The organism is Streptomyces boninensis, assembly GCF_048572725.1.
GTDB lineage: Bacteria > Actinomycetota > Actinomycetes > Streptomycetales > Streptomycetaceae > Streptomyces > Streptomyces boninensis.
This window is the reverse complement of the sequence record NZ_CP183837.1, coordinates 7045054-7066196: the sequence shown is the minus strand read 5'-3', so window position 1 is coordinate 7066196 and position 21143 is coordinate 7045054. Positions and strand designations below refer to the sequence as shown.

At 71.5% G+C, this 21143-nt stretch carries 16 protein-coding genes; 3 read left to right on the top strand and 13 right to left on the bottom strand.

The features are described from left to right. Positions 1–81: 81 nt before the first annotated feature. The 4 genes from ACNNMR_RS32340 to proS all read right to left on the bottom strand — a co-directional run bounded on the left by ACNNMR_RS32340 (position 82) and on the right by proS (position 3308). Positions 82–321 carry an RNA-binding protein gene (locus tag ACNNMR_RS32340; RefSeq protein ID WP_419998232.1) on the bottom strand — a complete coding sequence of 80 codons (240 nt, stop codon included), beginning with the start codon at positions 319–321 and terminating at the stop codon, positions 82–84. 2 nt (positions 322–323) lie between these two features. Further along, positions 324–767 carry a 30S ribosomal protein S16 gene (rpsP, locus tag ACNNMR_RS32335; protein WP_419998231.1) on the bottom strand — a complete coding sequence of 148 codons (444 nt, stop codon included), beginning with the start codon at positions 765–767 and terminating at the stop codon, positions 324–326. Between the two features lie 245 nt (positions 768–1012). Further along, a complete protein-coding gene (locus tag ACNNMR_RS32330) occupies positions 1013–1636 on the bottom strand; it encodes a hypothetical protein (RefSeq protein WP_419998230.1) in 624 nt (207 codons plus the stop codon). Between the two features lie 259 nt (positions 1637–1895). Next, a complete protein-coding gene (proS, locus tag ACNNMR_RS32325) occupies positions 1896–3308 on the bottom strand; it encodes a proline--tRNA ligase (RefSeq protein ID WP_419998229.1) in 1413 nt (470 codons plus the stop codon). Between the two features lie 232 nt (positions 3309–3540). Here proS and ACNNMR_RS32320 point away from each other — a divergent pair, with 232 nt between their 5' ends. Further along, entirely contained in the window at positions 3541–4338 is a 798-nt protein-coding gene (locus ACNNMR_RS32320; protein ID WP_419998228.1) for an SAM-dependent methyltransferase, read from the top strand. Positions 4339–4347: 9 nt separating this feature from the next. Here ACNNMR_RS32320 and ffh read toward each other — a convergent pair whose 3' ends face one another. The 5 genes from ffh to ACNNMR_RS32295 form a co-directional block, all read right to left on the bottom strand. Next, positions 4348–5889, bottom strand: a complete 1542-nt coding sequence (gene ffh, locus ACNNMR_RS32315; RefSeq protein ID WP_419998227.1) for a signal recognition particle protein — start codon at positions 5887–5889, stop codon at positions 4348–4350. A 135-nt stretch (positions 5890–6024) separates the two neighbouring features. Next, complete coding sequence (locus tag ACNNMR_RS32310; protein WP_419998226.1) at positions 6025–8514, bottom strand: [protein-PII] uridylyltransferase; 2490 nt, start codon at positions 8512–8514, stop codon at positions 6025–6027. A gap of 13 nt (positions 8515–8527) precedes the next feature. Continuing rightward, positions 8528–8866 (bottom strand): P-II family nitrogen regulator, encoded by a 339-nt coding sequence (locus ACNNMR_RS32305; protein WP_419998225.1) that lies wholly within the window; start codon positions 8864–8866, stop codon positions 8528–8530. Beyond that, positions 8863–10221 (bottom strand): ammonium transporter, encoded by a 1359-nt coding sequence (locus ACNNMR_RS32300; RefSeq protein WP_419998224.1) that lies wholly within the window; start codon positions 10219–10221, stop codon positions 8863–8865. The genes ACNNMR_RS32305 and ACNNMR_RS32300 overlap by 4 nt, the downstream gene beginning before the upstream one ends. 339 nt (positions 10222–10560) lie before the next feature. Next, positions 10561–11958: a hypothetical protein gene (locus ACNNMR_RS32295; RefSeq protein ID WP_420000555.1), complete on the bottom strand. Its 1398-nt coding sequence runs from the start codon at positions 11956–11958 to the stop codon at positions 10561–10563. Between the two features lie 466 nt (positions 11959–12424). On the opposite strand from ACNNMR_RS32295, the gene ACNNMR_RS32290 reads away from it, so the two are divergent. Further along, positions 12425–13102, top strand: coding sequence for a bifunctional DNA primase/polymerase (locus tag ACNNMR_RS32290; RefSeq protein WP_419998223.1), 678 nt, complete (start codon positions 12425–12427; stop codon positions 13100–13102). 60 nt (positions 13103–13162) lie between these two features. Here the strand turns inward: ACNNMR_RS32290 and ftsY are convergent, their stop codons facing one another. Beyond that, the gene (gene ftsY / locus ACNNMR_RS32285; RefSeq protein WP_419998222.1) at positions 13163–14386 is read right to left on the bottom strand and encodes a signal recognition particle-docking protein FtsY; all 1224 of its coding nucleotides are present in this window, start codon (positions 14384–14386) and stop codon (positions 13163–13165) included. 61 nt (positions 14387–14447) lie between these two features. Between ftsY and ACNNMR_RS32280 the strand changes: the two genes are divergently transcribed. Then, on the top strand, positions 14448–15428 hold the full coding sequence (locus ACNNMR_RS32280) for an LLM class flavin-dependent oxidoreductase (protein ID WP_419998221.1): 981 nt from the start codon (positions 14448–14450) through the stop codon (positions 15426–15428). A gap of 45 nt (positions 15429–15473) precedes the next feature. Here the strand turns inward: ACNNMR_RS32280 and ACNNMR_RS32275 are convergent, their stop codons facing one another. From ACNNMR_RS32275 to ACNNMR_RS32265, 3 genes are all read right to left on the bottom strand, one after another. Next, a complete protein-coding gene (locus ACNNMR_RS32275; protein WP_419998220.1) occupies positions 15474–16928 on the bottom strand; it encodes a sugar porter family MFS transporter in 1455 nt (484 codons plus the stop codon). Between the two features lie 121 nt (positions 16929–17049). Further along, positions 17050–20607 (bottom strand): chromosome segregation protein SMC, encoded by a 3558-nt coding sequence (smc, locus tag ACNNMR_RS32270; protein ID WP_419998219.1) that lies wholly within the window; start codon positions 20605–20607, stop codon positions 17050–17052. Positions 20608–20850: 243 nt separating this feature from the next. After that, positions 20851–21054, bottom strand: coding sequence for a hypothetical protein (locus tag ACNNMR_RS32265; RefSeq protein ID WP_419998218.1), 204 nt, complete (start codon positions 21052–21054; stop codon positions 20851–20853). Positions 21055–21143 lie beyond the last annotated feature (89 nt).

The window sequence follows — 21143 nt, the reverse complement described above, 5'->3', positions numbered from 1 at the left end:
CGGCAACGGGCGGGTGGGCGGGAAAACAACGGACCGGAGAGACCCGCAAAGGTCTCCCCGGTCCAACGCGATGCGCTCGCGTCAGCGAATTTCGTCCACGTCGACCAGGTCGACGCGGATCCCGCGCCCGCCGATCGCGCCCACGACGGTGCGCAGCGACCGCGCGGTCCGGCCATTGCGGCCGATGACCTTGCCGAGGTCCTCGGGGTGCACCCGGACCTCGAGCACGCTGCCGCGGCGCAGGTTGCGGCGTTCGACCTGCACCTCGTCGGGGTTGTCGACGATGCCCTTCACCAGGTGCTCGAGGGCTTCCTCGAGCATCCTCAGGCCTCGGTCGACTCGGCGGCGGGCGCCTCGGCCTCAGCGGCGTCGGCCTTCTTCTCAGCCTTCTTCTTCGGCGTCACGGCCTCGCCCTTGGACGAGTCCTCGCCGGAGGACTTCGCGGCGGCCTCGAAGAGGGCGCGCTTGTCGGCCTTCGGCTCGGCGACCTTCATCGGCTCCGGGGCCGGCAGGCCCTTGAACTTCTGCCAGTCGCCGGTGACCTTGAGGATGGCCTCGACCGGCTCGGTCGGCTGCGCGCCGACGCCCAGCCAGTACTGGACACGCTCGGAGTCGACCTCGATGCGCGAGGGGTTCTGCACCGGGTGGTACAGACCGATCTCCTCGATGGCCCGGCCGTCACGGCGGGTACGGGAGTCGGCGACGACGATGCGGTAGTGCGGCGACCGGATCTTGCCCAGACGCTTCAGCTTGATCTTGACTGCCACGGGAGTGGTGTCTCCTGAACTTGACGTGGTTGAGCCCTGCGAGTGTGCCGCGTGGGGTTGCGGTACCCGAGTGCCCGATGGACGCGTCAGCCGGAGGAGAGAGGGGTCCTGTGCGACTGTCGAGTACAGCTAGCCATTGTGCCACACGTTTGCAGCAGCCCCGTACGCAGGCTGCCGCAGCAGCCCGTACCGAACCGTGACCGCCAGAATCCCGATCAGACCTCCGCAACCAAGGCCCGCTCGGATCAGGCCACCGCGGCCGCCTCCACCTCCGGAATCCGGAAGGGCTTTCCGCATCCGCCGCAGACGATCGGCGCCTGGGCGAGCACGGACGGCACGACCCGGACATTGCGTCCGCAGTCGCACACCGCCTTCACCCGCACCCCGCCGCCGGACGAGCCATGCCGCGCGGCGGGTCCGCGGAAGGACCGTGCCGTGTCGGAGGCCGTGGCCGCGGTGTGCGCCTTCAGCGCGCGCTGGAGTCTCTCGATCGCGGGTCGATACCGCTTCCGGGTCTCCGGGGTGAGGGTCACGAGCGAGAACCCGCTGGACGGGTGCGGCTCGTCGGAGTGCTCCAGACCCATTTCCTCGGCGATCGAGAGGAAGCGGCGGTTGTGGTAACGGCCGGCCCGCGAGGTGTCGCGGACGCCGCGAGCTGCGGCGATGCCGTGGACAGCTTCGTGCAGGAGCCGTTCGAAGGAGAGCTCGGATCCGCAGGCGGACGAGGACTCTCCGATCAGTGCTTCGGGCGCGGCTAGATCCGGCAGCTCCGAGTGGTGCCGTTGGATCTCGGCCCACGCGTGTGCCAGTTCTGCGGCGAGAACAGGTGGTGTCGTGCTCACGTCGTGTCCAACGAGCGAAGGCGCCATAGTGTTCCGATTCCGGGACGTCCCGATTAATTTGCTCCTACCTGCCAGTACCCGCTCATGCGTGGTGAGCAGGGGCGGGTGCGTTGATCTGCGTAGATCTGCAAACAAGTTGCGCAGTTAACAACAAGCCCGCACATACCCGGCGTGTACGCCCCAGCGCGAGCAATTCCGTACGCGCCCGGTCGCCCCGCTTAGACGGGGCAGCCCCGCGGTCGGTTCCCGCCCGCCGGCCGCGGCCCCTGACAGGTGGGGGTGTCCCTCAGTAGGCGCGGCCCACGATCGCCACCGTACCGGGTGCGTCATCGGCCTCCGGCACCGACCCGTCCTCGGCGATCAGGCAGCGCACGCTGACCGCCTGCTGCGCCAGCTTGTCCTCGCCCTCGGGGCCGAGGTCGGCCCACGGGATCCGGGCCCAGCCGCCGGCGGCGGCCGCCTCGGCAGCCTCCTCCAGCGTCCGGACGTCGCTCGTACGGGCCTCGCGGCGCTCCCGCGACTCGCGCAGCAGCAGCTCCTGGTCCTCCTCCAGGACCTTCGGCAGCAGCGCCGCCAGCTCGTCGAGCTGTACGGGCGTCTTGCCGCCGGGGATGCGCCTGGCGAGCATCGCGGTGCCGTTCTCCAGGTCGCGCGGGCCGATCTCGACCCGTACCGGAACGCCCTTGAGCTCCCAGTCGACCGCCCGGCGGCCGAAGGGGGTGTCGATGCGGTCGTCCACCTGGACGCGCAGGCCCGCGGCCTTGAGCTGGTCGCCGAGCTCGCGGACCTTGGCCACCGCCTCGTCGCCCTTGATGGCCATGACCACGACCTGGACGTGTGCGAGGCGCGGCGGGACGCGGAGGCCGTTGTCGTCGCCGTGGGACATGATCAGGCCGCCGACCATGCGGGTCGAGGAGCCCCAGGAGGTCTGCCAGACCATCTCCTGCTTGCCCTCCTTCGACAGGTACGACGTGTCGAAGGCCTTGGCGAAGTTGGTGCCGAGCTCGTGGCTGGTGCCCATCTGCAGGGCCTTGCCGTCGCGCATCATGCCCTCGAGGGTGAGGGTGTTGATGGCGCCGGCGAAGCGCTCCTTGGGGGTCTTGCGGCCGAGGACCACGTCGATGCCGAGGACATTGATCATGAAGTCCGCGTAGACGTTCTTGTGGATGTGCGCGGCATAGTCGCGCGCGTCCTCGTAGGTGGCGTGGGCGGTGTGGCCCTCCTGCCAGAGGAATTCGGTCGTACGGAGGAAGACCCGGGGCCGCATCTCCCAGCGGACCACATTCGCCCACTGGTTGATGAGCAGGGGCAGGTCGCGGTAGCTCTGCACCCACTTCGAGAAGTAGTCGTTGATGATCGTCTCGGAGGTGGGCCGGACGACCACCGGCTCGTCGAGGTCCTTGCCGCCGCCGTGCGTGACGACGGCGAGCTCGGGGGCGAAGCCCTCGACGTGCTCCGCCTCCTTGGTCAGGAAGGACTGCGGGATAAAGAGCGGGAAGTACGCGTTCTGCGCCCCCGCGTCCTTGATCCGCGCGTCCATCTCCTGCTGCATCCGCTCCCAGAGCCCGTACCCGTACGGTCGGATGACCATGGTGCCGCGCACCGGCCCGTTGTCGGCCAGCTCGGCTTTGTTGATCAGGTCCTGGTACCAGCGCGGGAAGTCGTCCGCCTGGGGGGTGAGAACGGGAGCCTTAGCCATGGCGCAGAGCATAAAGGGGCGGCGGGGGCAGACGGTAATCGGCTGTGGACGGGCCGTGCGGATGCGACTGCGGGGGCCGAATTGACGCCATTCAGGCAAGCCTTGGCAATCGGCGCCGGTGCCCTCTGGACGGCGGCGGCAATCCGCAGTTCCCTGGCATACGGGGGAATCGAAAAAGGCGCATCGGGGGCGGAACCAGGCGGATGATCTCGGCGAACAGGGGCATACGGCTATGGCACATACCCTCGTACGGCAGCACCACCACACACCCTCACTCCCCACTCCCCTCCCGGCCGAGCCGCCTTCGCGGGTGCGGGACTGGGCGGAGATCCAGGAACGGATGCTGGTGCCGCTCTATGAGGCCGTATACGACCGCCTGGCCGTCGGCCCCGGCACCCGCCTCCTGGGCCTCGACTGCGGGGCGGGACTCGCCCTGCTGCTGGCCGCGGCGCGCGGCGCCGAGGTGAGCGGCGTGGAGGGCGACCCGGCGCGGCTGGCGCTGGCGCGGGAGCGGCTGGCGCCGCAGGGCTCGGCGGCGGTCGCGGCGGAGCCGGCGGCAGCCCCGGAGCCGTACACCATGCTGACCGCCTTCACGCCCCCGGCCGCCCGCGACCTGGCCGAGGCGGCGGCGCTCGCCGGGCGCGGCAGCCCGGTGGTGCTCGCGGACTGGGGGCCCGCCGAGCGGTGCGCCTCGGCGGCGGCGCTGCGGGTGGCCTCGCGGCTGGCGGATCCCACGGCGGCGGGCGGCTGCTGGCGGCCTTCGGGCCGTGACGACCTGGACGACCTGGCGCTGTCCGCGGGGCTGCGGCCTGATGGCTCGGGGCGGGTGGCGTGCCCGTTCGGGTACGCGGATGTGCCTAGCGCGGTGCGCGGGCTGGTGTCGACGGGCTACTTCGACGCGGCGATGGCGGCTACGGACGAGGCGCAGGTGCTCAAGGAGCTGACGGAGGCGATCCACCCGTACCGGCGCACGGACGGCACGGTGTGGATGCCGAATGTCTTCCGGTACGTGGTGGCGCGCACGCGCTAGCTACCGGGCTCAGCCCATGAATTTCTTGAACTCGTCCGGCAGCTCGAAGTTCTGCGGGTCCTGACCCGCGCCCTGCCCGAAGGCGCCGCCCTGCGCCCGGCGCTCCGCCGCGGCCTGCTCGTCGGCCTTGCGCTTCATCGGGTTGCCGGAGCGCTGCTTGCCCTTGGCCTTCTTCTGCTGCTTGGCCTTCTTCTTCGTGGCGCCGCCGCCCATGCCGGGCATCCCCGGCATCCCGGGCATGCCGCCGCCCTGCGCCATCTTCGACATCATCTTGCGGGCCTCGAAGAACCGCTCCACCAGGTTCTTCACCGCGGAGACGTCGACGCCGGAGCCGCGTGCGATACGGGCCCGCCGCGACCCGTTGATGATGACCGGATCCTGCCGCTCCCCCGGCGTCATCGACTTGATGATGGCCGCCGTACGGTCGACGTCCTTCTCATCGAGGTTGTTGATCTGCTCCTTCATCTGGCCCATGCCGGGCATCATCCCGAGCAGCTTCGAGATGGAGCCCATCTTCCTGACCTGCTCCATCTGCGCCAGGAAGTCGTCGAGCGTGAACTCCTTGGGGCCCTTCGCCAGCTTCTTGGCCATTTCCTCGGCCTCTTGCTGGTCAAAGGTCTGCTCGGCCTTCTCGATGAGCGACATCACGTCGCCCATGCCGAGGATGCGCGAGGCCATCCGGTCCGGGTGGAAGGCGTCGAAGTCGTCGAGCTTCTCACCGTTGGACGCGAACATGATCTGCTTGCCGGTGACCTGCGCCACCGACAGCGCGGCACCGCCGCGCGCGTCGCCGTCGAGCTTGGAGAGCACCACGCCGTCGAAGCCGACGCCGTCGCGGAAGGCCTCGGCGGTGGTGACCGCGTCCTGGCCGATCATCGCGTCGACGACGAAGAGGATCTCGTCGGGGCTGACGGCGTCGCGGATGTCCGCGGCCTGCTGCATCAGCTCCTGGTCGATGCCGAGGCGGCCGGCGGTGTCGACAATGACGACGTCGTGCTGCTTGTCACGGGCGTAGGTGATGGAGTCCTTCGCGACCTTCACCGGGTCGCCGACGCCGTTACCCGGCTCGGGCGCGAAGACCGCGACGCCGGCGCGCTCGGCGACGACCGACAGCTGGTTCACCGCGTTCGGGCGCTGCAGGTCGGCCGCGACCAGGATCGGGGTGTGGCCCTGCTTCTGCAGCCAGAGGCCGAGCTTGCCGGCGAGGGTGGTCTTACCGGCACCCTGCAGACCGGCGAGCATGATGACCGTCGGCGGGTGCTTGGCGAAGCGCAGCGTGCGGGTCTCGCCGCCGAGGATGGTGACAAGCTCCTCGTTGACGATCTTGACGACCTGCTGGCCGGGGTTAAGCGCCTTGGAGACCTCGGCCCCGAGCGCCCGCTCCTTGATCTGCTTGATGAAGGTACGGACAACCGGCAGCGCGACATCCGCCTCCAGCAGCGCGACACGAATCTCGCGCGCGGTGGTGTCGATGTCCGCCTCGGAAAGTCGGCCCTTGCCCCGAAGGGACTTGAAGGCTGCTTCGAGGCGATCGGAAAGAGTGTCGAACACGGCGGTCGCATTCCTTAACGGGTCAGCAGCAGGTATCGGCTCCCCAGGGTATCCCGGGCGCGGGGGAAGCAGTCCGGGAGTGGGATACCCACAGGCTCGGCCGCCACCCGGTGCGTGCGGGGGCGGTGTGTGGGCTCAGCCCAGCGCGCCCTCCACCCCCTTGGCGACCTCCGCCGCCTCCAGCTCCCCCAGCGGTCCGCCCTCGAGCCCGGTCACGTAAAAGGCGTCCACCGCATTCGCCCCCAGCGTCGACACATGCGCGCTCCGGACCAGCACGCCCGTCTCCTCCAGCGCCCGACCGATCCGGTGCAGCAGCCCCGGCGCGTCCTGTGCGCGGACCTCCAGCACCGTCGCCAGCTGCGAGCTGCCCGGTGCCACCGTGACCCGCGGCGGCGGCGCGGGTGCGCCCCTGCGGCGGCGCGGGCGGTAGGCCTTCTCGCGCTCCGCGAGGCGCGCCGGGATGTCGAGCGAGCCCTCCAGGGTTCGTACGAGATCGGCCCGCAGCCGCCCCGCCTCGGGCAGCGAGCCGAACTCCGCCGCCACCCGCCAGCTCAGCAGGAGCACCGTCCGGTCGCCGCCGACGTCCGGCAGCTCCACCGGGCGCAGCTCCGCCGACCGGACCGCGAGGCGGTGCAGGGCCAGCACCCCGGCCACCGAGGCGAGCACGCCGGGCTGGTCGGGCAGGGCGATCCGCAGTTCGACGCCGACCGGCTCCTCCGTCTCGTCCGCCGCGACCGGGCCTTCGGTACGGGCCCGCAGCGCCAGCGTCGGCCCGCCCGTGCGCAGCGCCTCAATGGCCAGCCGCTCCTCCTCCGCCGTCGGCGCCGCGGCCGGCGCCTCCTCGGGCGGCCCGTCGCCCACCAGCGCCGCGGCCGCCCGCTTGACCAGCTCGTCGACGAGCGAGCCGCGCCAGGCCGACCAGGCGGCGGGGCCGGTGGCGAGCGCGTCGGCCTCGGTGAGGGCGTGCAGCAGCTCCAGGGTGCCGGTGGTGCCGACCGCCTCGGCGATGACCCGGACCGTCGCCGGGTCGTCCAGGTCGCGCCGGGTGGCCGTGCGGACCAGGAGCAGATGCTGTCGTACGAGCGTGGCCAGCACCTCCGCGTCCGCCGCGTCGAAGCCGATGCGCCTGGCCATGTCGCGGGCGATGGTCTCGCCGACCACCGAGTGGTCGCCGGGCCAGCCCTTGCCGATGTCGTGCAGCAGCGCGGCGACCAGCAGCAGGTCGGGGCGGCCGACCCGGCGCGTGAGCGCCGACGCCTGCACGGCCGTCTCCACCAGGTGCCGGTCCACCGTCCACCGGTGCACGGCATTGCGCTGCGGCCGGCAACGCACCCGCTCCCAGTCCGGCAGCAGCCGGGTGATCAGCCCCTCGGCCTCCAGCGCCTCCCACACCTCGACCGTGGACTCGCCCGCGCCCAGCAGCGTCACCAGCTGCTCGCGCGCCTCCGCGGGCCACGGCACCGGCAGCGGCTTCACCGAGGCCGCGAGCCGCCGCACGGCGTGCAGCGACATCGGCAGCCCGGCCTGCGCCCCGGCGGCCGCGGCGCGCAGCAGCAGCACCGGGTCGCGGTCGGGGCGCGCGGACAGCGCCAGCACCACCTCGCCGTCCTGCTCCACGACGCCCTCGGCGAGCGGGGTGCGTTCCGCGGCGTTACGGGTCTGCCCCTGCCGCCCGCCGAGCAGCCCGCGCAGCCGCGGCCGGGAGCTGCGCGACCGCAGCACCCGGTCGACCTCGCGCCAGGTGACATCGGCGGCATACGAGACGGTCCGTGCCGCCTCGTACACCTCCCGCAGCAGCGTGTCCGCGTCCAGCAGCCCCAGGTCCCCCGCCACCTGGTCCTGCTCCTGCAGCGCCAGCCGGTCGGTGGCGCGCCCGGTGGCGAGGTGGAGCGCGTCCCGTACGTCCAGCAGGCAGGTCCGCGCCCGCTCCAGGCCCTCGCGCGGGGCGTCGGCGAGCCACGACGCGGCGACGGCCCGCAGCGCCGTGATGTCGCGCAGCCCGCCGCGCGCCTCCTTCAGGTCGGGCTCCAGCAGGAACTGCAGCTCACCATGGCGCTCCGCCCGCTCCTGCGTCAGCTCGCGCAGCTCCGGCAGCCTTTTCGCGGCCTGGTTGCGCCACCCGGCCAGCACGCCCGTACGCAACCCGGCGGTCAGACCCGCGTCCCCGGCGAGGTGCCGGGCGTCGAGCAGCCCGAGCTGCACCTTGAGGTCGTCGCCCGCGGTGGACATCGCCTCCGATGTCGTACGGACCGAGTGGTCGAGGGCCAGGCCCAGGTCCCACACCGGGTACCAGATCCGGTCCGCGAGCGCCGCCAGCTCGCCCTTGCCGAGCGAGCCGTCGTGGAGCAGCAGCAGGTCGAGGTCGCTGCGCGGCGACAGCTCGCCGCGCCCGTAACCGCCGACGGCCACCAGCGAGACGCCGCGCACCGCGCCGTCCCCGTCAGCGCTCCCGGCCGCCTCGTGCACCAGCGCCGCCAGCCACCGGTCGGTAAGGCCCGCGAGGGCCGCGCGCCGCGGCGGCCCGGCCTGCGCCTCCCCGGAATCGGTGAGGAGCCGCAGCCGGGCCGCCGCATAACTCTCGGGGGCGGACTCGCCGTCCTGTGCGTGCTGTTCGGTTACCGCCACCCGATCTCCTATCTCAGAGCGCGTCCGGCCCGCGCTCGCCCGTACGTACCCGGACCGCCGTGTCCACGGGGACGGCCCAGACCTTGCCATCCCCGATCTTGCCGGTACGGGCCGCCTTGACCACGACATCCACGAGCTGTTCGGCGTCGTCGTCCTCCACCAGGACCTCGATGCGCACCTTCGGCACCAGGTCGACGGTGTATTCGGCGCCGCGGTAGACCTCGGTGTGGCCGCGCTGCCGGCCGTAGCCGCTGGCCTCCGTGACCGTCAGGCCCTGGACGCCGAAGGCCTGCAGCGCCTCCTTCACCTCGTCGAGGCGGTGCGGCTTGATGACCGCGGTGATGAGCTTCATGCGTCAACCTTCTTCCCCGGCTTGGCGGACTTGTCCTCCTTGGCCGGCGGGGCCGGCACGCTGCTCGCCGAGCGGCCGCCGCCCGCACCGCTGAAGTCGTACGCGGTCTCGGCGTGCTCCGCCTGGTCGATGCCGGAGACCTCGTCGTCCTCGCTGACCCGCATGCCCATGGTCTTGTCGATGATGAGGGCCAGGATGGCAGACATGATCAGGGAGTACGCCAGGGTGGCGAAGACGCCCGCGGCCTGCTTGCCGAGCTGGTCGAGCCCGCCGCCGTAGAACAGCCCCTGCGCGTCGGACTGCACGCCGCCGGTGGCGAAGAAGCCGACCAGCAGGGAGCCGGCGACGCCGCCGACCAGGTGGACGCCGACGACGTCGAGGGAGTCGTCGTAGCCGAACTTGTACTTCAGCCCCACCGCCATGGCGCACAGCACACCCGCGATGGCACCGACCGCGATCGCGCCGAGCGGCGATACAGACCCGCCCGCCGGGGTGATCGCGACCAGACCCGCGACCGCGCCGGAGGCGGCGCCCAGGGTCGTAAAGGCACCGTGCTTGATCTTCTCGTACGCCAGCCAGGCCAGCATCGCGGCGGCCGTGGCGACCTGCGTGTTGACGAACATGACCGCGCCCACGCCGTCGTCATTGCCGAGCCAGGAGCCTGCGTTGAAGCCGAACCAGCCGAACCACAGCAGCGCCGCGCCCAGCATCACCAGCGGCAGGCTGTGCGGCCGCATCGGGTCGCGGCCGAAGCCGACCCGCTTTCCGATGACCAGGATGACGCCGAGCGCCGCGGCACCCGCGTTGATGTGCACGGCCGTACCGCCGGCGAAGTCGATCACGCCGAGCTCGAAGGCCCAGCCGCCCGCGCCCCACACCCAGTGGGCGACGGGGAAGTAGACCACGGTGGCCCACAGCGCGATGAACAGCGCCCAGGCGGTGAACTTCACCCGGTCCGCGAGTGCGCCGCTGATCAGCGCGGGGGTGATGATGGCGAACATCAGCTGGAACACGGCGAAGACATACACCGGAATGGTGTAGCCGTCCCAGAGCTGGGTGATCCCCAGGCCGCTCAGGCCCAGGAAGTCGTTCTCCCAGCCGATGACCGACCCGTGGTCGGTCCCGAAGGCCATGCTGAAGCCGTACAGCACCCACAGGATGGTCACGATGCCCAGGCTGATGAAGGACATCATCAGCATGTTCAGCGCGCTCTTGACCCGGACCATGCCTCCGTAGAAGAAGGCGAGGCCCGGCGTCATGATCATCACCAGGGCGGAACAGATCAGCATGAAGCCCGTGTTGGCGGCGGACAGCTTGGGTGCCTCTGCGGCAAGCGTCACGATGCCTGAGGACATCGGCATCTCCTCGTCGTCGGTGCGGCCCGTGCGGGTAATCCCGATGAGGGGTGGGATAGGGCCTCGCCTGGGCAAGGCTCTGTGGGGCCGGGGTTGCGAAGAGGTTTCCGCAGGGCGGTTTCAGCCGGTGCCCCACCATGTTTCGCCACCGTGACGAAGGCGCACGCGGTGTTACGACGACATGAACTGCCGCGCGCCGGGTGTGGGGCCGCCGTACTCTCCAGTCCGATCGCGGTCCGCGCAGGAGAGCAGTGACCGGCCGCGGCGGTGACCCTGATGACCTGGCGTGGGGGTGCCGAGTCGGGCTGTCGGGGCCGGCCGCCGCGGCCGGAGTTCTGGTTAGACCGCCTCCGCGGTCTCGGGGAGGTCGCGGGCCAGCTGGTCGGCGAGTTTGCCGATGGCGCCGACGTCGCCGTAGTCCCGTATGGCGGTGCCGACGGTCTTGCGCAGCCGGGTGTTGACCCGCTCGGAACGGACGCTCTTCGCTATCCCGATCGCCTGCGTGGCAAAGGCGGCGGCCTGCTCGGGCTCACGCTCCAGCAGGTGCACGGTGGCCATTCCGACGAGGTTCAGCGCATACGACCGCTGGTGCTCGCGGTCGTCCGCGAAGAGGTCGACGGCCCGCTCCATGACAGGACGGGCGAGTGCCGCATACGTCGGACTGCGCCCGGCCACATAGGCCAGGTCGCGGTAGGAGTGGGAATTCTCCCCGTTGAGCTCGGCCTCGGAGAAGAACCGGATCCAGTCCGGATCCTGGTCCGCGGAGCCGATGTCCGAGAAGGCGTCCTCTGCCATCCGCACCGCGCGGTGGCATTTGTCGGGCTGGCCCATATTCGCGTACGCCCGGGCCTCCATCGCATACAGCATCGCCTGCGTACGGGCGGTGGCGCAGTCGCGGCTGCCGTACTGCCCGAGGTGGATCAGCTCAAGGGCATCGTCCGGCCGCCCCAGATGGATCATCTGGCGGCTCATGGAGGACAGGATGTACGACCCGAGGGACCGGTCGCCGGCCTCCTTCGCGGCATGCAGCGCCAGCACGAAGTACTTCTGCGCGGTGGGCTGCAGCCCGACGTCATAGCTCATCCATCCGGCGAGCTCGGCCAGTTCACCGGCGGCGCGGAACAGCCGCCGCTCGACGGCGGCCGGCTGCGGCTCCTGCAGCAGGTCGGTCACCTCGTGCAGCTGGCCGACGACGGCCTTGCGCCGCAGCCCGCCGCCGCACTGCGCGTCCCACTGCCGGAACATCACGGTGGTGGACTCGAGCAGATCGAGCTCGGGCGCGGACAGCTTGTGCGGCCGGGTGTCCGCGGCCGGCGCTCCTACGGGCCCGGCCGTCGGGGTGGGCACGAGCCACCGCTGCATCGGCTCGATGAGCGCGGGCCCGGCGGACAGCGCGAGGGAGGTCCCGAGGAACCCGCGCCGGGCGAGCATCAGATCGCTGCGCGAGAACTCGCTGATCATCTGGATGGTCTGCGGACCGGCCCACGGCAGGTCGACGCCCTGCCCGGACGGGGTGGGCCGCGCGGACCGCAGCCCTAACTCTTCGACGCTGACGACGCATCCGAACCGCTCGGAGAAGAGCTCGGAGAGAATCCGCGGAATCGGCTCCCGGGGCTGCTCGCCGTCGAGCCAGCGCCGCACCCGGGACGTATCGGTGGAAATGTGATGGGCGCCCAACTGCCGCGCCCGTCGGTTGACTTGCCGCGCCAGCTCGCCCTTGGACCAGCCACTGCGCATGAACCAGGAGGTCAGCTGCTCGTTCGGGCGCTTGTCAGCGCCGCTGTGGCTGCTGCTCGCGTCGCCCACTCGTCACGCCCCCATTCCGGTTCAACTCCGGCTCGGACCCCGCCACCCGCATCGATCGAGGGTGCCGCGGGCATATCCACCTGACGCATACCGCCCGGGCCTGTGCACTGAAAGTAATCCTACGATCACCTCTCCCGCGAGCGCGATCCCGGAAACGCCACCATTCGCCACCCCTACGAGTGAACACCCGGGCGGGAACGCGCGGTTGACTTGACGAGCAGCAATGGAAAGCCGGGTGGGCTGAGGCAAGGAATAGGCGCACTTCCCGCCACGCGCCACCCCTTTGCGCCACTTCGCGCCGCCGGACTGACTCCCCGACGACGCTGAGTTACCGAGACACTGCTATGAGTAAGGCCGGTGCAGTAACCACCGGCAGCGGAGACCCGTTGGAGGGGGCATGGGCTTCACGATCGGCGGCATCCGGGGCACCTCAGCCAGAAAGAGCCTGACGGACCGGCGCCCCACCCGGCGCGCCCGCGCGTCCGAATGCACCGCGGTGGCCGAGTACACCGGCCTGTGGGGGTGGGACGTCCAGGCGGGCGCCCGCCTGCTGCGCGGCGAGTGCTCCTGCGAGCGCTCCGACTGCGAGTCCCCCGGCGACCACCCGCTGGACTACGCCCCGGCGGTGAAGGCGGGCACCACCCTCGACGATGTCACGACGGCGTGGACGCAGACCCCGGGCGCAACCCTGCTGCTCCCGGCGGGCGAGCACTTCGACGTCCTCGATGTCGCCGCCCCCGCCGGCCACCGCGCGCTGGTCCGCCTTGAGCGGATGGGCCTCCCGCTGGGCCCGGTGACGGCGACCCCGGACGGCCGCGCGCATTTCTTCGTCGCCCCCGGCGCGGCCAAGGACCTCCCCCAGCTGCTGTACCGCACGGGCTGGGACGACGCGGAGCTCGACCTCCGCTGCCTCGGCCCTGGCGACCATGTCACCGCGCCGCCCTCGGAGGTGGCCGGCCGCGGCCCGGTCCGCTGGATGCGCCCGCCGACGCTGGAGACGGCGGGACGGCCGCCGCATGCGCGACTGCTGCTGGGGACCCTTGCGTACGTGTGCCACCGGTCGGCGGCGGCATGACAGAACGGGCTTGACGGCAGCGCTGGGCACCGCGTCAAGCCCGTCCTGAGGAGTTGCCGCTCAGTCGCCGATCAGCGCGTCCACGAAGGCCTCGGGCTCGAAGGGCGCCAGGTCGTCCGCGCCCTCCCCCAGCCCGACGAGCTTCACCGGCACGCCCAGCTCCCGCTGGACCTGGACCACGATGCCGCCCTTGGCCGTGCCGTCCAGCTTCGTGAGGACGATGCCCGTGATGTCCACGACCTCGGCGAAGACCCGCGCCTGGACCAGGCCGTTCTGGCCGGTCGTGGCGTCCAGGACCAGGAGCACCTCGCCCACCGGGCCGAGCTTCTCCACGACCCGCTTCACCTTGCCCAGCTCGTCCATGAGCCCGGTCTTGGTGTGCAGCCGCCCGGCCGTGTCGAGGAGGACGACATCGGCGGGCGCCGCGATGCCCTCCTTCACCGCGTCGTACGCGACCGACGCCGGGTCGCCGCCCTCGGGCCCGCGGACCGTACGCGCGCCGACCCGCTCGCCCCACGTCTGCAGCTGATCGGCCGCCGCCGCGCGGAAGGTGTCGGCCGCGCCGAGCACCACGGACCGCCCGTCCGCGACCAGCACGCGCGCGAGCTTGCCGGTGGTCGTGGTCTTGCCGGTGCCGTTGACGCCGACGACGAGGACCACGCCGGGCAGCTCCTCGCCGTCCGCGGAGACGCCACCCTCCGTGGCGACCGCCCGCTCCATGTCGGGCCCGACCAGCGCGATCAGCTCCTCGCGCAGCAGCCCGCGCAGGTCCTCGGGCGTCCGCGTGCCCAGCACCGCCACGCGCTCGCGCAGCCGCTCCACGAGCTCCTGCGTCGGCGCCACGCCGATGTCGGCGCCGAGGAGGGTGTCCTCGATCTCCTCCCAGGTGTCGTCGTCGAGGTGGTCACGCGACAGCAGCGTGAGCAGCCCCTTGCCGAGGGCGTTCTGGGAGCGGGCGAGCCGGGCCCGGAGCCGTACGAGACGGCCCGCGGTCGGCTCGGGCACCTCGATCTCGGGTGCGGCGGGCGCGGCCGGCGGCTCGGCGACAGCGGTGCCGGTGCCGCCGCCGTCCGGCAGATCCACCTCCTCGATGGTCCGCCGCGGCCCCTCGGCGCCCTCCCCGGCCTCTTCACCGACTGCCGGTTCGGCCGGCTTCGGCTCAGAGATCGATGGCGCCTCGGGAGGCGGCGGCAGCTGCTTCTTCCGGCGCGAGCCGACGACGAGGCCGGTCGCGCCCCCGACGGCGAGCACGGCAATGACAATGGCGATGATGAGGATGTCCATAACGCGACCCAGTATCGCCCGCCCATGGACTCTTCGCGGAACGGCGGCTACCTTCCGCGCCGTGACTGCCCCACTGAGCACCCTTCGCCTTAATCTGACCTACCCCGACGAGCCCTCCCCCGCCGAGCTGTCGGACCGCTACAAGGCCGCGGTCGACCTCGCGGAGTACGCGGACACCCACGGCTTCATCACCGCCCAGGTGGAGGAACACCACGGCGCCACCAACGGCTGGCTGCCCGCGCCGCTCACCCTCGCCGGCCTGATCCTCGGCCGTACGAAGAAGATCCAGGTGATGTCGAGCGCGATCATCGGCCCGCTCTACGACCCGCTGCGTCTCGCCGAGGACCTCGCCGTCCTGGACCTGGCGAGCGGCGGCCGCACCATGACGGTCGCCGGCATCGGCTACCGGCCCGAGGAGTACGAGCAGCACGGCGTCAGCTGGAAGGACCGCGGCGCCGCCCAGGACGAGGTCCTGGAGACCCTCCTCAAGGCCTGGACCGGGGAGCCCTTCGAATACCGCGGCCGTACGGTCCGCGTCACCCCGCGCCCGTACACCCGCCCGCACCCGCTCCTCCTGGTCGGCGGCACCTCGAAGCCCGCCGCCCGCCGGGCCGCCCGCCTGGGGCTGCCCTTCTTCCCGTCCTCGCACCAGCCCGCGCTGCAGGACTACTACGAGGAGAAGTGCGCCGAGTACGGCACCGAGGGCTGGGTGCTGATGCCGCCGGAGCGGATCCCGCTGCTGCACGTAACGGAGGATCCGGACAAGGCCTGGGCCGAGCTCGGGCATCACTTCCTGCACGAGGCGACGATGTACGCCTCCTGGCAGACCTCGGACATCAAGTCCGCGGTGAAGTCGCAGGCCGTCACCAAGGACGAGCTGCGCGCCGAGGGCGTCTACCGCTTCGTCACGCCCGACCAGGCGGTCGAGGAAGCGCAGGCCGGCGCGATCGTGCTGCACCCGCTGTGCGGCGGCATGCCGATCGACGAGGCGTGGCGCTCGCTGCACCTGTACGCGGAAAAGGTGCTGCCCCGGTTCGAGTAGCGAACCGGGGCAGCGGGGTGGTGCGAGGAGATGAGCCGCGGGGACTTAGCCCATCTCCTCCAGCGCCTTGCCCTTGGTCTCCGGCACCCACTTGAGGATGAAGGGGATCGAGAGCACGGCGAAGACCGTGTAGATCACGTACGCACCCGACAGGTTCCAGTCCGACAGGGACGGGAAGCTGACGGTGATCGCCCAGTTGGCGATCCACTGGGCGCCGGCGGCGACGCCGAGGGCGGCGGCGCGGATGCGGTTCGGGAAGATCTCGCCGAGCATCACCCAGACCACGACACCCCAGCTGAGGGCGAAGAAGAGGACGAAGGAGTGGGCGGCGACGAGGGCGATGGTGCCCTCGGTGTGCGGCATCGAGATGTTGTCGCCGGTGCCGGTCTTCGCGGAGAACGCCCAGGCGGCGAGGCCGAGGGAGACCGCCATGCCCGCCGAGCCGATGAGGGCGAGGGGCTTGCGGCCGATGCGGTCGACGAAGAGCATCGCGATCACGGTGCCGATGATGTTGATGATCGACGTCGTGAAGGAGTAGAAGAACGAGCTGTTCGGGTCGATGCCGACCGACTGCCACAGCGAGGAGCTGTAGTAAAAGATCACGTTGATGCCGACGAGCTGCTGGAAGACCGAGAGCCCGATGCCGATCCAGACGATGGGCAGCAGCCCGGACTTGCCGATCAGGTCGCGGAAGGTCGACTTGTGCTCGCTGTGCATCTGGGCGTCGATCTCGGCGACCTTGGCGTCGAGGTCCGTACCCGGGGCCTCGACCTGCGCGAGGACGGCCTGCGCGTCGGCGATCCGGCCCTGCTGGATGAGCCAGCGCGGCGACTCGGGGATGCGGAAGCTGAGGATGCCGTAGGCGAGCGCCGGGAGGACGCAGACGCCGAGCATGATCTGCCAGACCTCGAGGCCGAGCAGGTGGCCGCGCTGGTCGTCGCCGGCGGCGTTGAGCAGGCCCCAGTTGACGAGCTGCGAGATGGCGATGCCGAGGACGATCGCGCCCTGCTGGAAGGAGGCGAGCCGGCCGCGGTATTCGGCGGGGGCGATCTCGGCGATGTACGCCGGGGCGATCACGGAGGCCATGCCGATGGCGACGCCGCCGAGGAACCGCCAGGCGGCGAGGTCCCAGAGCGCGAACGGCAGCATGGAGCCGACGGCGCTGATGGCGAAGAGGATGGCGCCGATGTGCATGACGCGGATGCGGCCGAGGCGGTCGGCGAGCCGGCCCGCGATGGCGGCGCCGAGCGCGGCGCCGATCAGTGCGGCGGCGATGACCTGGGCGAGCAGCCCGGAGCCGACGTCGAATTTGCCGCGGATGCCCTCGACGGCGCCGTTGATCACGGAGCTGTCGTAGCCGAAGAGGAAGCCGCCGAGGGCGGCCACGCCGGCGAGGAAGATTACGTGGCGGAGGTGGGCGGGGCGCCCGCCGCCGGAGGCGGACGGGCCGGAGGTCCGCGATATGTCTACAGCGCTGGTCACCGTTGACTCCTGGAACATGAAGACGACGTTGCACAGACTATGCCTTCAAGTTTCGAAGTCAATAGGCCTTATGAAACAGAAATCATGCCCCGAGCGGTGCCTTTGTGTTCATTAGTTGAACGAATGCGGCGTCCGGCCGTCAGCTGAGCCGCTGACTGATCACCTTCGAGACGCCGTCGCCCTGCATCGAGACGCCGTAGAGCGCGTCCGCGACCTCCATGGTCCGCTTCTGGTGCGTGATCACGATGAGCTGCGAGGCCTCCTGCAGCTCCTTCATGATCCGGATCAGCCGCTGCAGGTTGGTGTCGTCCAGCGCGGCCTCGACCTCGTCCATCACGTAGAAGGGCGAGGGCCGGGCCTTGAAGATCGACACCAGCATGGCCACGGCGGTCAGCGACCGCTCGCCACCGGACAGCAGCGACAGCCGCTTCACCTTCTTGCCCGGCGGCCGCGCCTCGACATCGACGCCCGTATTGAGCATGTCCTCCGGGTCGGTGAGGATCAGCCGCCCCTCACCGCCGGGGAAGAGCCGCGAGAAGACGCCCTCGAACTGCCGCGCCGTGTCATGGAAGGCCTCGGTGAAGACCTGCTCCACCCGCTCGTCGACCTCCTTGACGACCTGCAGCAGATCGGCGCGCGTCTTCTTGAGGTCTTCGAGCTGCTCGGTGAGGAACTTGTGCCGCTCCTCCAGCGCCGCGAACTCCTCCAGCGCGAGCGGGTTCACCTTCCCCAGCTGCTGATACGCCCGCTCCGCGGACTTCAGCCGCTTCTCCTGCGCGGCCCGTACGAACGCCACCGGCTTATTGCGCGGATGCTCCGGATCCTCGGGAAGGGTCTCCCCCTCGGCGGGCGGCGACGGCGGCACCAGCTGGTCGGGCCCGTACTCGGCGACCAGCGCGCCCGGCTCCACGCCGAGCTCCTCCAGGGCCCGCCCCTCCAACTGCTCGATCCGCATCCGCTTCTCGGCGCCCAGCACCTCGCCGCGGTGCACGGAGTCGGTGAGCTTGTCGAGCTCCTGCCCCAGCTGCCGGGCGGTGTTGCGCTGCGCGGTCAGCTCCTGCTCGCGTGCGCCCCGGGCGCGCTCGGCCGCGGCGCGCTCCTCCTCGGCGCGGGCGAGGGACACCTCGACGTGCCGCAGCAGCTGCCGGGCGCCGTCGGCGACGGCGGTGGCGACGGCGGCCTCGTGCCGCGCGCGGGCGCGGCGCTGCTCGGCGCGGGCGCGGGCCTCGCGCTCGGCGCGGGCGGCCCGCTCAAGGCCGTCGGCGCGACCCGCGAGGCCCTTGACGCGCTCCTCGTTCGTACGGACCTGGAGCCGGGCCTCCATCTCCGTCTGCCGGGCGTTGGCGCCGTCGGCGGACAGCCGGTCGCGTACGGACGTGTCGGGCTCCTCCTCGGCCGGCAGCGCTTCGAGCGCCTCCAGCTTGGCTTCGAGCTCCTCGGCCTCCTCGGTGGACTTGGCGAGGGCCTCCTCGGCCTTCCCGACCGCGGCGGCGGACCGCTCGGCCTCACCGGCGGCGGCGCGGGCGGCGCCGCCGAGCCGGCCGAGCTCGGAGGCGGTCTGCGAACGCTCCCGGTCGGCGGCGCTGCGCTGCGCGGCGATCTGGTCGAGGGCGGTGACCCGCTGCGCCCGCGCGTCGGTGGCGAGTCGTTTCCTCTCGGCGAGCCGCTCGCAGGTCGTCTCCAGCTCGGCGAGCTCCGCAGCGGCCTCGTCCACGGAGGCCTGCACCTCCAGGAGGCTGGGCGCGCCGGCCGAGCCGCCGTGCGCGAAGTGCGCGGCGAAGACGTCGCCTTCCGCGGTGACGGCGGTCAGCTCTGGCCGTACGGACACGAGGTCCTCGGCGTCCTCCAGCGTGGCCACGTACACCATGCCGCCCAGCAGCCGCCGCACCGCGGGCAGCAGCTGGTCGGGCCCGCCGACGAGGTTGGCCAGGTGCCGGGCGCCGGGCGGCAGCACGCCTTCGGGCACCGAGGCGTACGGGGCGTCGCCCACGAGCAGCCCGGCCCGGCCCGCGTCGTGCTTGCGCAGCAGCCGCAGCGCGTCGGCGGCCGAGGAGGGCCCGGACACGGCGATCGCGTCGGCGGCGGCGCCGAGCGCGGCGGCCACGGCGACCCCGTATCCGGGGGCGACGGTGAGCAGTTCGGCGGCCGGGCCGAGCAGCCCGGTGAGCTTGTCGCGCGCCTCCAGCAGCGTGCCGGTGCCGTCCTTGCGGCGCAGGCCGAGCGCCAGCGCGTCGTGCCGCGCGGAGGTGGCGGCCCGGGCCCGCTCGGCCTCGGACAGCGCGTCGCGGGCCGCGCTCAGCTCCGCCTCGGCCTCGGCCAGCTCGGCCTTCGCGGTGTCGTGGCGGGCGGCCAGCTCCGCGTCCCCGGCCTCGACCCCGTCGACCTCGGCGCGCAGCGTCTCGTACGCCTCCTGCGCCTCCACCGCCCGCTGCTGCGCCCCGTCCTGCGAGGCGACCAGCCGGTCGATCTCCGACTGCGCCGAGGCCGCCCGGCCGCGGGCCGCGGTGACCTGGCCGCTGAGCCGGGCGAGGCGCTCGCGCCGGTCGGCGATGGAGCGGGCCGCGTCCTTCAGCCGGCGCTCCTCCTCCATCAGCGAGCGCTCCAGCTCGGCGCGGTGCGAGACGGTGTCTTCGAGAGCGCCCTGCGCGGCCTCCAGGGCCGCCTCCAGCTCGGCCTCCTGCTCCCGGATCCGGGCGGCCTCCCGCTCCATGTCCTCCGGGTCCCGGCCGCGCCGCTCCTCGGGCTGCTGCTGGGTGGCGGCCCGTACCCGCGCCTCGGCCAGGCTTACGGTGCCGCGCACCCGCTCGCCGAGCTGCCCCAGCTCGTGCCAGGTCTCCTGGGCGGCGCGCAGCCGCGGGGTCAGGGCGCGCACCTGCTCTTCGAGCTCGGCCTCGCGCTCCTGCGCCGCCTGCAGCTGCGCCTCGGCGGCCTCCTTGCGCTCCTTGAGCGCGGCCTCGTCGGCGATCTCGGCGGCGAGCGCCTCGCGCAGCTGCACGAGGTCGTCGGCGAGCAGCCGCAGCCGCGCGTCCCGCAGGTCGGCCTGGATGACCGCGGCCTTACGGGCCACCGCCGCCTGCCGCCCGAGGGGCTTGAGCTGCCGCCGCAGCTCGTCGGTGAGGTCCTGGACGCGGGCGAGGTTCGCCTGCATCGAGTCCAGCTTCCGCAGCGCCTTCTCCTTGCGCTTACGGTGCTTGAGAACCCCGGCCGCCTCCTCGATGAAGGCCCTGCGGCCCATCGGGTCCGCGTGCAGGACGGAGTCCAGCTGGCCCTGGCCGACGATCACGTGCATCTCGCGGCCGATGCCGGAGTCGGAGAGCAGCTCCTGGATGTCGAGCAGCCGGCAGGTGTCGCCGTTGAGCTGGTACTCGCTGCCGCCGTTGCGGAACATCGTCCGCGTGATGGTGACCTCGGCGTAGTCGATGGGCAGCGCGCCGTCGCTGTTGTCGATGGTCAGCGACACCTCGGCGCGGCCGAGCGGCGGGCGCCCGGTGGTGCCCGCGAAGATGACGTCCTCCATCTTGCCGCCGCGCAGCGACTTGGCGCCCTGCTCGCCCATGACCCACGACAGGGCGTCCACGACATTGGACTTGCCGGACCCGTTCGGGCCGACGACACAGGTGATGCCCGGCTCGAAGCGCAGGGTGGTGGCCGAGGCGAAGGACTTGAACCCGCGGAGAGTCAGGCTCTTCAGGTGCACGCTGAGCTCTCCTCCGGCGACGAATCTCTCTGATCTGCTCGCCGGAGACTCTATCGTTCCCGTCCGTTTCACCGGGGAACGTGCAGGGCACATCAGATGTAAGGGTCACCGCCCAGCGGCGAGACAAACAGGGGTACGACAAACCGCTCACAAATGACGAAGGGACGCCGAAGCGTCCCTTACAACAATCTCAAGCGGCTGACGTGCAGCACTGACTCCGCGTGAGTGACGATGAGCGCGAGGTCAGGTGAGCGCAGGCTCCGCCTGGGGTACGTCGACACTGTCGAACGCCATTTCGCCGTGTGCGGCGGCGGCCAGCATGTCGTTCTCTGCCTGGATGCGTACGAGCTCTGACTCCAGGTCCTGGACACGCTGCTGAAGCCGTCGCATCTCGGCGAGAAGTCGCGGGTCAGTGCCGCCGACGTAACCGAGAAGCGCCTTTGCCATGATTGATGGTCCTCCACACTGAGTGACCGACCGAGCGGTGTGGGTCGTGAGGGATTGGCACCCGCGTCGTCTGGTGTTTCTCGATGACA